At 66.3% G+C, this 13604-nt stretch carries 10 protein-coding genes; all 10 read left to right on the top strand.

All coding sequences use genetic code 11. The features are described 5' to 3' along the window. Position 1: 1 nt before the first annotated feature. Genes SAHL_RS04080 through SAHL_RS04035 form a run of 10 tightly spaced genes read left to right on the top strand, consistent with a single transcriptional unit; the run spans position 2 to position 13562 of the window. Positions 2-1933 carry an XrtA/PEP-CTERM system amidotransferase gene (locus SAHL_RS04080; RefSeq protein ID WP_123590126.1) on the top strand — a complete coding sequence of 644 codons (1932 nt, stop codon included), beginning with the start codon at positions 2-4 and terminating at the stop codon, positions 1931-1933. Next, a complete protein-coding gene (locus SAHL_RS04075; protein ID WP_123590125.1) occupies positions 1926-2942 on the top strand; it encodes a sulfotransferase family protein in 1017 nt (338 codons plus the stop codon). The genes SAHL_RS04080 and SAHL_RS04075 overlap by 8 nt, the downstream gene beginning before the upstream one ends. Beyond that, on the top strand, positions 2939-4186 hold the full coding sequence (locus SAHL_RS04070) for a glycosyltransferase family 4 protein (RefSeq protein ID WP_123590124.1): 1248 nt from the start codon (positions 2939-2941) through the stop codon (positions 4184-4186). The genes SAHL_RS04075 and SAHL_RS04070 overlap by 4 nt, the downstream gene beginning before the upstream one ends. A 3-nt stretch (positions 4187-4189) precedes the next feature. After that, positions 4190-5422 (top strand): TIGR04063 family PEP-CTERM/XrtA system glycosyltransferase, encoded by a 1233-nt coding sequence (locus SAHL_RS04065; protein ID WP_123590123.1) that lies wholly within the window; start codon positions 4190-4192, stop codon positions 5420-5422. Continuing rightward, the gene (locus tag SAHL_RS04060) at positions 5419-6594 is read left to right on the top strand and encodes a carboxylate--amine ligase (protein ID WP_123590122.1); all 1176 of its coding nucleotides are present in this window, start codon (positions 5419-5421) and stop codon (positions 6592-6594) included. The genes SAHL_RS04065 and SAHL_RS04060 overlap by 4 nt, the downstream gene beginning before the upstream one ends. Continuing rightward, on the top strand, positions 6594-7733 hold the full coding sequence (locus SAHL_RS04055) for a prenyltransferase/squalene oxidase repeat-containing protein (RefSeq protein WP_148045475.1): 1140 nt from the start codon (positions 6594-6596) through the stop codon (positions 7731-7733). Before SAHL_RS04060 ends, SAHL_RS04055 begins: the two co-directional genes overlap by 1 nt. After that, positions 7733-9118, top strand: a complete 1386-nt coding sequence (locus SAHL_RS04050; protein ID WP_123590120.1) for a putative O-glycosylation ligase, exosortase A system-associated — start codon at positions 7733-7735, stop codon at positions 9116-9118. The genes SAHL_RS04055 and SAHL_RS04050 overlap by 1 nt, the downstream gene beginning before the upstream one ends. A 21-nt stretch (positions 9119-9139) precedes the next feature. Next, positions 9140-10411 (top strand): glycosyltransferase, encoded by a 1272-nt coding sequence (locus SAHL_RS04045; RefSeq protein ID WP_123590119.1) that lies wholly within the window; start codon positions 9140-9142, stop codon positions 10409-10411. Then, entirely contained in the window at positions 10408-12648 is a 2241-nt protein-coding gene (locus SAHL_RS04040; RefSeq protein WP_148045474.1) for a hypothetical protein, read from the top strand. The genes SAHL_RS04045 and SAHL_RS04040 overlap by 4 nt, the downstream gene beginning before the upstream one ends. Beyond that, entirely contained in the window at positions 12645-13562 is a 918-nt protein-coding gene (locus SAHL_RS04035; protein WP_148045473.1) for a hypothetical protein, read from the top strand. Before SAHL_RS04040 ends, SAHL_RS04035 begins: the two co-directional genes overlap by 4 nt. Positions 13563-13604 lie beyond the last annotated feature (42 nt).

Raw genomic sequence — 13604 nt, 5'->3', positions numbered from 1 at the left:
TATGTGTGGATTGACAGGCATCATCACCGCCGACGGACGCGCGCCCGAACGGGCGACCCTGGAGGCGATGAACACGGCGCAGGCTCACCGTGGGCCGGATCAGCACGACTGCGCGCTGCTGGCCGGGGCGGGGCTCGGTCATCGTCGGTTGACCATCATCGACCCGGCCAGCGGCGAGCAGCCGATGCGCAGCGATGACGGCCGCTACACGCTCGTCTACAACGGCGAAATCTACAACTACCGAGCGCTCAACGCCGAGCTCGAACAGGCGGGTTATCATTTCGACGGCCACTGTGACACGGAAACGCTGCTGCGGGCCTGGCAGCACTGGGGCGAGTCCTGCGTCGATCATCTGCGCGGCATGTTCGCCTTCGCGATCTGGGACGCGCAGACGCAGCGCGTTTTTCTCGCCCGCGACCGGCTCGGCATCAAGCCCCTGTACTACGGGCTGACGGCCGACGGCGATCTCGTCTTCGGCTCCGAACTCAAGACCTTGATGGCGCACCCGCGGGTCGGGCGCAGCGTCGCGCCGCGGGCACTGGAATGCTATCTCGCGCTCGGCTACGTGCCCGAGCCGTACGCGATCTTCCGCGACACCTTCAAGCTGGCCGCCGGGCACACGCTGTCATGGCAGCCCGGTGCGGCGCCGTCGCCGACGGCCTACTGGGATCTGGACTTCGAGACCCGGCAGAGCGACGCGCCCGAGGCCACGGCCACCGAGCTGCACGAGCGGCTGGACGAGGCGGTGCGCATGCGTCTGGTCGCGGACGTGCCGCTCGGGGCGTTTCTGTCCGGGGGCGTCGATTCCAGCGCGGTGGTCTCGCTCATGGCCGATGCCTCCGACGAGCCGGTCAAGACCTGCGCGATCGGCTTCGACCATGCCGACTTCGACGAATCCGACCACGCCCGTCAGGTCGCGCGTCAGTTCGGCACCGATCATCGTGAGCATCGGATCGCGAGTCAGGAATTCGGCCTCATCGATACGCTGGTCGACGTCTACGACGAACCCTTTGCCGACAGCTCCGCGCTGCCGACCTATCGCGTCTGCGAGCTCGCCCGGCAGCAGGTGAAGGTCGCACTGTCCGGCGACGGCGGCGACGAGAACTTCGCCGGCTATCGTCGCTATCGGCTGCACTGGAACGAATCGCGTGCGCGCGCCAGGCTGCCGGCCTCGATCCGCAAACCGGTGTTTGGCGTTCTTGGCGCGCTCTATCCGAAAATGGATTGGGCGCCGCGCGTGTTCCGGGCCAAGACCACCTTCCAGTCGCTGGCCATGGACACGGCGGAGGCCTACTGCCACAGCGTCTCCGTGATTCCGCAGGATCTGCGCGAGCGCCTGTACAGCACGGCGTTCAAGTCCGAACTCGACGGTTATCGCGCGCGGGATCTGTTCCGCGCGCACGGCGATAACGCCGGCACCGAGCACGCGCTCTCGGTCGCCCAATATCTGGATTTCAAGACCTGGCTGCCGGGCGACATTCTCACCAAGGTCGATCGGGCCAGCATGGCGCACGGTCTCGAGGTGCGCGTGCCGCTGCTGGATCACGAGTTCGTGGGGTGGTCCGCGAGCCTGCGCCCCGACCTCAAACTGCATCGGGGACAAGGCAAGTACGTGCTCAAGAAGGCCTTTGAGGGGCACCTGTCGGACGACATCCTGTACCGCCGCAAGCAGGGGTTCTCCGCGCCGATCGCGGACTGGTTCCGCGGGCCGCTGCGCGACGCCGGCGAAGGCGCGCTCACGGCGGGGCCGCTGGTCGACTGCGGCGTGTTCGACCGCAGCGCACTCGCCGACCTGTGGGAACAGCACGTCTCCGGGCGGCGTGATCACGGCCCCGCGATCTGGTCGCTGCTGATGCTCTCGCGCTTTCTCGCGCGTCAGCTCGGTGGAGCGACGCACGACGTCACGACGACGGCGGAACCGGCTCATGCCTGATCGGGATACCGTGACGGGCGATGGCTGCATCCTGTTGTTCGGCATGCCCCGGTCGGGCACGACCTGGATCGGCAAGCTGTTCGACAGCCATCCGGACGTGCTGTATCGGCACGAGCCGGACAGCTGGTCGCCGCTTGCGATGCCGCGCGATCCGTCTCTCGATGATGCCGCGGACCATGCCCGGGAGCTGCAGGAGTTCGTGGCGCGCCTGCCCGATATCCGCGCGCAGCGGGTGGCCGGCAAGCGCCCCCTGTTCGCCAAGGCCTATATGTCGACGCCGCGCGCACGGCTGATGGATGTCGGCGTCGAGTTCGCGCGCGTGGTCAGCCGCTTCTACCCGGATTTCCCCGTCCTGTTTCACGTCAACGCCCGTCGGTACGCCGATCGCCGGATCGTGTGGAAGTCGATCAACTCCCTGGGCCGTCTGGGCACCGCGCTCACGGTGCTACCGGAGGCCCGGGGTGTGCATCTCTTGCGTCACCCCTGCGGCTATATCGCATCCGTGAACCGCGGTCTGGCGGGTAACAGCTTTTCGAGCGCGAACTCCAACAGCGAGGACTACGGGATCTTTGCCGCGGTCGAGGGCACGCCGCTCGGTGAGCGCTACGGCATTGCCATCGATCGCATGAAGACGCTGACGCCGGTCGAGCGTCTCGCCTGGCGCTGGGTGCTGATCAATGAGAAGGCGTGGCGTGACAGCCGTGATACCGGACGCTATCACTGCGTCTATTACGAGGACGTCTGTCGCGCGCCGGAAACGCGGTTGCGCGCCTTGTTCGACGCATGCGGCCTGTCCTGGAACGAGCAGACGGCCGATTTCGTCGCGCAGAGTACGCGCAGTGCGCGCTCCGGGTACTACAGCGTGTACAAGGACCCGGAAATCTCCGCCTGGCGCTGGCGTGAGGAACTCGATGCGGACACGGTCGAGAAGGTCATGGCGATCGTCTCCCGCAGCGAGATCGGCGCGCCGTACATGACGATGCAGCCGCCGGCCGAGCACGCCCGATGACGCGTGCGGAGAGGCGCCCGACGCGGGTTGCGGTGGTCACCGGTCTGTATCCGAACAGTCGGCAGCCGCGCCACGGCATTTTCGTGGAGGAGCGCCTGCGTCAGCTGGCGGCTACCGGCGAGGTCGAGGCGCGCGTGGTCGCGCCGGTGCCGTGGTTCTTTTCCACGCACGAACGTTTCGGCCGCTATGCGCGCATGGCGGCGGTGCCGAAACGGGAAGTGCGCCACGGCATCCTCGTCGAACATCCGCGCTATCTCGTCGTGCCGAAGGTCGGCATGATGCTGTCGCCATTGACGATGGCCCGATCGGTCCGCGCGACGCTGAAACGCTGGCGGCGCGAGGGGTTCGATTTCGATCTCATCGACAGCCACTATTTCTATCCCGACGGCGTGGCCGCGGCCTGGCTTGCCGGCTGGTTTCGCCGGCCGTTCGTCGTCACGGCCCGGGGTGCGGACCTGAACCAGATCGCCGGCATGCGAGGCCCCGGGCATCAGATCCGGCGCGCCGCACGCCGGGCGAGCGGTCTGGTGACGGTTTCACGCTCGCTGGCGGCTCGGCTCGAAGCGTTGGGCATCGACCGTGATCGCATCAGCGTGCTGCGCAACGGCGTCGATCTGACGCGTTTCGCCCCGCGGGATCGCGACGCCGACCGTGCAGCGCTTGGTGTGGACGGCCCCGTGTGGCTGTGTGTCGGCCACTTGATCGAGCGCAAGGGCGTGGATGTCGCGATCGACGCGCTCGTGCACGTGCCGACGGTCACGCTGCTGATCGCCGGCGACGGGCCGCTGGAAGACCGTCTGCGCGATCAGGCGAGCCGGCTGGGCGTTGTCGACCGCGTACGTTTTCTGGGTGCGATCGAGCACGACGACCTGCCGATGTATTACAGCGCCGCCGACGCGCTGGTGCTGGCGGCGCGTTCGGAAGGTATGCCGAATGTGGTGCTCGAGGCGATCGCCTGCGGTACCGCGGTCATCGCGACCGACGTCGACGGCATTCCGGAGGTCATCACCGGTGCGCCGGCCGGCGTATTGATCGAGGCTCGAACGGGTGCTGCCGTGGCTCGCGCCTGGGCCGAGCTCGACGGCGAGGCGATCATGCCCGAGGGTCGGCGACGGCGGCGGCGTTACGCCGAGGACTTCGGCTGGGACACCACGACGCGCGGTCAACTGCGCATGTTTCGGAACATTCTCGATCACGGCGCGGCCTCGAAGACGAGCCGCGCGACCAACGGAGCGGCGGACTGACGCATGCGGATAGTGCACGTACTCGATCATTCCGCGCCGCTGCACAGCGGTTACACCTTTCGCACGCTGGCGCTGATGCGCGAGCAGGTCGCGCTGGGATGGGAGCCGGTGCTCATGACCGGTCCCAAGCAGGACAGCGGCGATTGTCTGGAGGCGGATGCCGATGGTTGGCATTTCCATCGAACGCCGTCGCCGCGTGGCCGCCTCGCGCAGGCACCGATCGCAGGGGAGCTGGCCGTCATGCGCGCCATCGAGCGCCGGCTGGAGCGGCTGGTCGAAACCACCCGGCCCGCGCTCATCCACGCCCATTCGCCGGTGCTCAACGCACTGCCGGCCTGGCGCGTGGCGCGGCGTCACGGCCTGCCGCTGGTCTACGAGATCCGTGCGTTCTGGGAGGACGCCGCGGTGGAACATGGCAGCTGCCGCGAGGGCGATGCGCGCTATCGCGCGACACGAGCGGCCGAGACCTTTGCCATGCGGCGCGCCGATGCGGTCACGACGATCTGTGACGGGCTGCGCGGCGCGATCGCCGAGCGCGGCGTGGCAGAGGATCGCATCACCGTGATTCCCAACGCGGTCGATGTCGAGCGATTCACCACGCACCTGCCCGAAGATGCCGAGCTGGCGTCGTCGCTGGGTCTGTCGGACGACTATGTCCTCGGTTTCGCCGGTTCGTTCTATCGCTACGAGGGCCTCGATATCGCGGTGCGGGCCATGGCGCAGCCGCCGCTGCGCGACGGGCGCTTCAAGCTGCTTCTGGTCGGTGGCGGCCCGGACGAGGCGGCACTGCGCTCGCTCGTGTCGGCGCAGGGTCTCGAGGACCGCGTGATCTTCACGGGCCGCGTCCCGCACGACCAAATCGAGCGCTATTACGGGCTCATGGATCTGCTGGTCTTCCCGCGGCTGCGGCATCGGCTCACCGAGCTCGTCACCCCGCTCAAGCCGCTGGAGGCCATGGCGCAGGCGCGTCTCGTCGCCGCCTCCGACGTGGGCGGGCATCGGGAACTGATCCGCGATCGTGAGACCGGATTCCTGTTCGAGCCCGAATCTCCGGCGGCGCTGGCCGAATGCGTGGCACAGCTGGCTGCCGCACCCGAGGCGCAGCTGGATGACGTCCGCGCCGCGGGGCGCCGGTTCGTCGAACAGGAGCGTACCTGGCGCGCCAGCGCGGCGCGCTACGCGCCGTTGTACGAGTCGTTGCTGGGCGAGAATCGTCGCGATACGGCGCGCTCGTGAGCAGGGCAAGCCACAACGTGCCGGCGGTGATCGTCGGGGCCGGCTTGAACGGTCTGGGCGTGCTGCGAAGTCTGGCGGCCGCCGGCGTACCCAGCGTCGTCGTCGGCACGCATGGCGATGAGCCCGCGATGCGCAGCCGTCACGGTCGCAAGGTGTTTTATGACGCCGCCGGTGGCGGCGAGGCGCTGCTCGCAACGCTGGAGCGTGTGGCGGCCGGCGCGGCGGACCGGCCGGTGCTGATACTGACGATGGAGGAAAGCGTCGTCCACGTCATGGCGTATTACGCCCGTCTGGCGACGCGTTTTCGAATGACGCTGTCGGCGCCCGACACGCTGGCGCCCCTGTTGAACAAGGATGGCGTGCGCGCTGCCGCCGAGGCCGCGGGACTGGCGATACCCAGAACGCTGAGAATCCAGAGCGCGGCGGATGTGAGCGGACTCGACGCGCTGACGCCGCCGCTGATCGTCAAACCCGCCCGACGGGATGCGGGCTACGAGGCGGCCTTCAGCAAGGCGTATCGCTTCGACACGCACGCCCCGGCCCGTGAGCTGGTCGAGCGCATACTGCCGGTGCTGCCCGATGTGATCGTTCAGGAGTGGATCGAGGGGACCGATTCGGATCTATACTTCTGTCTTCAACACCTGCCGGCCGATGGGGCGGCGCCGACGAGCTTCGTCGGGCGCAAGATCCGTTCCTGGCCGCCGCGGGTGGGGGGCACGGCCAGTTGCGGGCCGGCGCCGGAGGCGGTCGAAATCATCGAATCGACCACCGCGTTCTTCCGGCAGGCCGGTGTGCATGGGCTGGCGAGCATGGAGTACAAGCGAGATCCGCGCAGCGGCCGATATGTGGTCGTGGAGCCGACGGTGGGACGCACGGATTTCCAGGAGGAGGTGGCCACGCTCAACGGCGTGAATCTGCCGCTCGCCGCCTATCGGAGCGCCTGTGGTCTGGCCTCGCCGCCGGGCGGCGGCAGTGCGGCGGGGCGAATCTGGCGCGAGCGGATGTCGGACACCCAGTCGGCCGAGCGTACGCCGGCCGAGGAAACCCGGACGATCGAGGGTGCGCGCAGTGTGGATGCCCTGTGGCGCATCGACGATCCGGGGCCGGAACTCGCTCGGCTGGCCTCGCGTGTTCGGGTACGCTTGAAGCGACTATTGCGGAGTGATCGTTGATGGGTCTTGTATCCGGTTTGATCCGACGGATGGGCGGTGGCCGCCCGGTGCTGGCGTCGTTGCGGCCGGGGCTGGACGCGGCCGCGGAATGGCTGGCGCGAGCGCAGGATGCGACGCCTGACGACGGCGTGGCGGCCTACTATGACGTGCTAAAAAAGCAGTGGGCGGCGTCGTATCCGGAAACCACGGGCTACATCATCCCGACGCTCTACGATTACGCTCATCTCACCGGCCGGGCGGAATTCGCCGAACGTGCGACTCGCATGGCGGTGTGGGAATCGGAGATCCAGCTGGCCGATGGCGGCGTGCGTGCAGGGAACATGGACGCGCCCAAGGTCGTGCCCACGATCTTCAATACCGGGCAGGTGCTGTTCGGCTGGGCGGCCGCCTACGAGCAGACGGGCGAGGCGCGATTCGCCGAATCGCTGCGTGCCGCCAGCGACTGGCTCGTCGCCGCCCAGGACGACGACGGTGCGTGGCGGCGGTTCGGATCGCCGTTCTCCCATGCGGGCGTCAACGTCTATAACACGCGCGTGGCCTACGGCCTGGCGCTGGCCGGGCGCACGCTCGGTGAGCCGCGTTACATCGACGCCGCCTGCGCGAACGTCGACTGGGCGTTGACGCAGCAGCAGCCCAACGGTTGGTTCGCACACAACGATCTCGAGCACAACGATCGCCCGCTGACCCATACCATCGCCTATGCCACACGCGGTGTTCTGGAAGTCGGGGCGATCGCCGGGGTCGAGGCCTACGTCGATCGGGCGCGTACGGTCGCGGCTGCGGTCGCCGCAGGTCAGCGGCGCGACGGCGCGCTGCCCGGCCGACTCGATGCCGACTGGCGTTCGGCCGCTCGCTGGTCCTGCCTGACCGGCAATGTCCAGATGGCGATCGTCTGGCTGCGTCTGGTGGAACTGGGTGCGTCGGCGGACGAGCCCGACTGGCTCGAGCATGCCCGTGGCTGCATCGCCTTCGACCAGAGTCGTCAGTCGCTGGAGCATGCCTGCGGCGCGCGGCGCGGCGCCATCGCGGGATCGGCGCCGATGCGGGGCGAGTACATGCGCCATCGCTATCCGAACTGGGCCGCCAAGTTCTACATGGATGCCGTCATGCGCTACATGGCCGCGACCGGGGCCGACTGATGCGTGCGCTCGCGCTGCTGATGTTCGTTGCCGCCACCGTGCCCATGGCGTTCATGCGGCCGGTGATCGGTCTGATGCTGTGGATTCTGTTCAGTTACATGAATCCGCACCGCATCGCCTACGGCTTCGCCACCGCCTTTCCCTGGGTGATGATCGTCGCCGTGGTCACCATGGTCAGCACGATGGCCCATTCGCAGCAGCGCCAGGCGCTGCGCATGACGCCGTTGATGATTCTGATGACGCTGTTTCTGCTCTGGACCGGGTTGTCGACACTGGATGCGGTCGTGCCTGACCAGGCCGAGATCGAGTGGGTGCGCTTCTTCAAGATCATGCTGATGGTCTATTTCACGGCGATCCTGGTGACCGACAAGCAACGCCTGCACTGGGTGCTGTGGACCATCGTGCTCTCGTTCGGCTTCTGGGGGTTCAAGGGCGGCTTCTTCACGCTGATCACCGGTGGCGGGTACAACGTCATGGGGCCGATCAAGAGCTTCTACCGTGACACCAACGGTTTCGCGCTCGTGATGTGCATGTGCCTGCCGCTCATGCGCTATCTGCAGTTGCAGGATCATCGCAAGTGGGTTCGGCTCGGACTCTGGGGGCTCATGGGTCTGACCGCCGTCGCCATCGTCGGTACTTATTCGCGTGGCGGTCTGCTGGCGCTGGGCATCACGGTGCTGATGCTGATCTACAAGAGCCCGCGTCGGGCCTCGCTTTTCCTGGTCATTCCGATCATGGCTGTGCTGGTCGCGTCGTTCATGCCGCAGGAGTGGTACAGCCGCATGAACACGATCGACGAGTACCAGCAGGACAAATCCGCTCAGGGGCGTATCAATTCATGGACATTCGCCGTGAATGTCGCACTGGACGATCCGCTGCTCGGCGGCGGGATGCGGGTCTGGTCCAGCGACGCCATGTGGGACACGCACGGGCCGCCGGATGCGGTGCATCGTGCGATCCACAGCATTTTCTTCCAGGTGCTCGGCGAAGCCGGCTTCGTGGGGTTGGCGTTGTTCGTCGCCATGCTCGCGGGGGGCTGGTTCGGGCTCGCCCGCATTCGGCGCAAGGCGCGGGCGGGTCCCGATACCGCCTGGATGGCGGATCTGGCGAGCATGATGCAGGTGAGCCTCGTCGCGTATGCGGCGGCGGGATCACTTTTGCCGATGCCGTATTTCGATCTGTTCTATCAGATCCTGGCGATGACGACCGTACTCCATATGCTGTTGCTGCGTGCCGAAGCGGGCGGCGAGCAGCGGACCGTGGCGGAGAGTCCCTCGGCGGCGGCGACCCATCGTCACCCCGTGGGTCGGCGAAGGCCGGCGATCGGACGACCGCTGCGCCCGGACACGCAGGGTGGCGGTCAGCAGGATCTGCCGTGGTACTGATCCGGATGAGGAACCTCGCTCGTGAGTGACGAACACGATGATGCCGCGGCCCCCAACGGGGGCGATCGAAGGGTTCTGCTGATCGCGTTCCATTTTCCGCCGGATGCGTCGTCCACGGGTCGTCTGCGCACGCTCGCCTTCGCCCGGCATCTGCGCGGATGCCACTGGAACCCGTGGGTTCTCGCCCCCCATCCCCGGGTTTACGAGCGGCTCGATACGCAGGGACTGGAAGACATACCCGCCGATGTCCACGTCGAGCGCAGCCAGGCGTTGGACGCGCGTCGGCATTTGGGCTGGCGCGGGCGCTATCTTTCGGCGACCGCCATTCCGGATCGCTGGATATCGTGGTACCCGAGCGCGCTGCGGGCAGGTCTGCGATTGATTCGCCGACAACGCATCGACGCGCTCTGGTCGACCTATCCCATCTCGACGACCCATCTCGTCGGCGCTTCTCTGGCTCGATTGTCCGGTTTGCCGTGGATCGCCGATTTTCGTGACCCGGTGGTGCCGGCTGGAACATCCGCGCAGAAGCGCGCCACGCGTGCCATGGAACGCTGGACGATCGAGCGTGCGGATCGGATCGTATTCACGACGCCGGGGGCGCGCTCGCGCTACGCGGAGCGGTTTCCGGATGCGGCGAGCCGAATGCATGTCATTCCCAATGGATTCGAAGGGGAAACGGTGGCAACCGTTCCCTCTCCGAGCCGTGGAGCCGGCGGCCCGGTGAGGCTGGTCCACAGTGGCCTGCTGTATCGTGAAGGTCGAAACCCGGTGCCTTTTTTCGAAGCCCTCGCACGGCTTCGCGAAGCCTCGGTCATAACGCCGGACACGCTGGAAGTCGTCCTGAGAGCCAGTGGTCACGAAGCGGCGTACGCCGAGGAACTGACTCGCCTCGGGATCGACGATATCGTCACGCTGGCGCCCCCGGTGGGCTACAGGGAAGCGCTAGCGGAACAAGCCGGCGCACACGGCCTGCTCCTGTTTCAGGGCGGCGAGTTCAACGCGCAGATTCCGGCCAAGGTATTCGAATACCTCCGGATCGGGCGCCCCGTCATTGCGCTGACGCCGACTGACAGCGATACGGCTGAGCTTCTGCGCACCACCGGCGGGGCGCTGCGTGCGCCCATCGACGACGTGGACAAGATCGCAGCCGTACTCCGCGATTTCATGATTCGGCTGGACGGTGACGACATGCCCGCGATCGATGTCGAAGCCCTGAGCGGCTACACGCGCAAGGCCGGCGCCATGAAACTGGCCCGATTGCTGGACGAACTGACGGGGACAGAACGATGATAAGAACTTCCGTGACGTGGCGGCGTCTACCGTCGGGCCTGAATACCGTGACGCGCGTTGCTGTACTCGCCTTCGCCGTGGTCCTGCTGGGAGCTTGTGCGGGGAGCGTGGCGCCGGCACGAGCACAAGCGGCTTTCGCAGCGCCGGCCGATGCGCCGCCCGGCACGATTACGTGGATACATCTCGAGAAACTGACCGGGCAGGACTGCGACACCGCCCCCGTAACGTTTGGACAGGTGTTTCGTCCCGGCGATCTGCCCGGTGAAGCCATGCTCGTGGCCAAGTACGAGGGCCGCGCGCTCCCTACTCAGGTTGACGCCCGTGCGACGAACGACGACGGCTCGATCCGGCACGCTGTCGTGACCGTTCGCGCCCCCTGTGATGCCGACGGTGCACCGATCGCCCTGGTCAAGACGGAAGACGGGAGCAGCGGGGATGATCCCAAGGCCGTGGGGCTGAACGATGTCGCGGCAACCGAGTTCGACGCCCGGTTAAGTCTCGATCGCTCGGGTCAGACGTGGAGTGCCTCGGCGCGGGATCTCGTGCAGCGCGTGCACGAAGCCGGCGGCTGCGACGGCGTCGATTTCTTCTGCCGGCGGCGGCTTTCCGGCCCGCTGGTCTCCGAATGGATCGTCGGCGAACCGGTGTCGGGCCCCGATGGAGAGGCGCACCCGCACCTGGCGAGCTATTTCGCCATACGCGCCTATGGTCCGACGCCGGTACGGCGGGTCCGCGTTGATGTGGTCACCGAAAACGCCTGGGCGTACGTCGACGGCGTGCGCAACTACGACTACGATGCCCGTATCGATGTGCCCGGCCAGGCGCCGACCGTTCACGAAGACGTGAGGCACTATCGACAGGCACGCTGGCACGAGGTCCGGTGGTGGGGCGCCAGCGATCGTGCGCCGTTCCATGCAGCTCAGGAGCCCGCGTATCTCCAGTCGACCCCCGCCGTGCCCTCGTACGGTGAGTTCGAACTGTCGAAAAAGATGCTCGCCGATGTCAGGCAGGATTGCCCGCCCATGCGCGCCTGCGACATCTACAAGCAGATGCAGACGACGGGGGCGCAACCGCAGATCGGCCCGTTGCCGCGATGGAGCAGTGCCTACGCGATCGACACGGGCCATCGTGTCTTTCGCTGGATGCTGGCCAACAGCGATGCGATGGGCGCATACGGCGTTCACTATCGTGACAAGAAAACCGGAAACGCCCTGTCACTGAAAGCCCACCCCTGCGCGACAACGCTTTGGCCGGCTCGTACCGCCGACTGTCCGGTGGAACCGCATGGCGATGATCGTTTACCCAGTTGCGGCGGCGAAGGCAAGGCGGCCTGCAAGAGCCCGCTGAACGCGGACGCAGCGCACCACCCCGCGCCGACGTATATGGCCTATCTCGCCACCGGCGATTGGTTCTACGAGAGCGAGATGCGGTTCTGGGCCAACTGGGCGTTGTTGTGGCAGAACCCGAAGTACCGCGACTATGCCGACGGGCTGGTGCACAACACCCAGCTCAGGGGGCAGGCTTGGATGCTGCGTTCGCTGGCCTATGCCGCCTATCTGTTGCCGGACGAGGCCTCGCACAAGGCATATTTCAACGACGTCGTGCGCCGCAATATCGACTGGTACAACGAGAAGTACACGCATAATCCGAAAGCGAACAAGCTGGGCGCTGTGGCGAGCTACCATTCGGTGATCTACCCGAGCGGCGGCCAGCAGCGGACGGGCTACGCTACGTGGCAGCATTCCTTCTTCGCGTGGTCCGCGGGCAATATGGCTGACTTGGGATTCGACGGCGCCGAGGCGCTGCGCGACTGGGTCAGTCAGTTCCAGATCGGGCTGATGACGGCACCGGGTTTCTGCTGGGAGCTGGCGTCGTCTTACCACGTTCGTCTACGCGACAAGCGCAAGTCGCCTTACTACACCAGTTTCGCCGAAGTCTATCGGAACTCGTTTCCCGATCTGGCGGATGCGGGATGCGAGCCGCAGGCGCTCAATCGTGCCCTGACACAAAGCAAGGGCAAGAAGCGGTTCAATTTTCCGCCGCGTACGATGGTCGGCTATCCGAAGTCGGCGACTGGTTTCGTCGCCAACTTTCAGCCCGGCCTTGCCGCTTCGGCGCGCGCGGATCGGCCCGGTGCGGAACAGGCCTGGCGCCGATTCATGGGTCGTACCCTGCCCATCGATTACGGTTCGAACCCACAGTTCGGGGTGGTGCCGACGGAGCCGAACAAGCCGTGAGCGAGTCGGGTATCGAGGGCGCACAGAGTCCTCGTCACGAAGGCCCTGAGCTGGCCGTGATCGTGCGGACGATGGCCGATGCGCATCGCGCGGATGCATTGCTGCGGGCCCTGGATACCATCGACAACCTCGAGAGCGTAGCCGCTTATCCGATCATCGTAGTCAACGGGCGGCGCTATGATCCCGATCTCGTCGATAGGCTTCGACGCCGCGACGGCAGCGTCTTCCATTACATGTCGCGCGCCTCGGCGGGTGCCGCGGTCGTTCAGGGCCGAAGGCTCGTCGAGAGCGAGTTCTTCATGTATCTGGATGACGATGATGAATTGCTGGCCGACGGCGTCGGTCCGGTACTGACGGAGCATGCGGCATCGCGCGACTGGGATCTGCTCGTCCTGAATGGAGAGCGGCGGTCTGCCTCGGGCGGTGCCCCGTGGGTGGAACAGTGGGCGGCACATACTGCCGATCCATTGCGCAGTCTGGTCGAAGAGAACTGGCTATCGCCCGGCAATACGATCTTTCGAGCCGCGACGGTGAACGGCGACGTGCTGGATGTCGATCGCGATCACCACGAGTGGACGTATATTGCGTATCGGCTGATGTTGGAAGGCTACAGGGTGACGTTTCACGACAAGAGCGTGACGCTCTACAACGATACCGAGGGCTCGTTATCGAAACGCGATACGCACGATCCTGGAGAGACAAGACTGCTCGAAGAGTTGCGGCGTGAAGCACGGCTGCCCAGTGATCTTCGTGCGTCCCTGGAAGCCAAGTACCGAAACCATCTTCACGTAATGGCGGAACGGAGTCGTTGCCAGAGGCGTTTCGCAGCGGCATGGCGTTATCATCTGCGCAGCCTGAAACCGCCGTTCACGCTTCGCTATCTGCCCTATACGCGAAAGCTGTTCGGCTTTTGAGCGGTGGCCGCGACGGATCGGGCCCGGAAACCGAACGACACG

It is taken from the genome of Salinisphaera orenii subsp. halophila YIM 95161 (assembly GCF_003732545.1).
Lineage (GTDB): Bacteria > Pseudomonadota > Gammaproteobacteria > Nevskiales > Salinisphaeraceae > Salinisphaera > Salinisphaera orenii_A.
The sequence above is the reverse complement of the archived record's forward strand: the minus strand, read 5'-3'. Positions and strand labels throughout refer to the sequence as shown.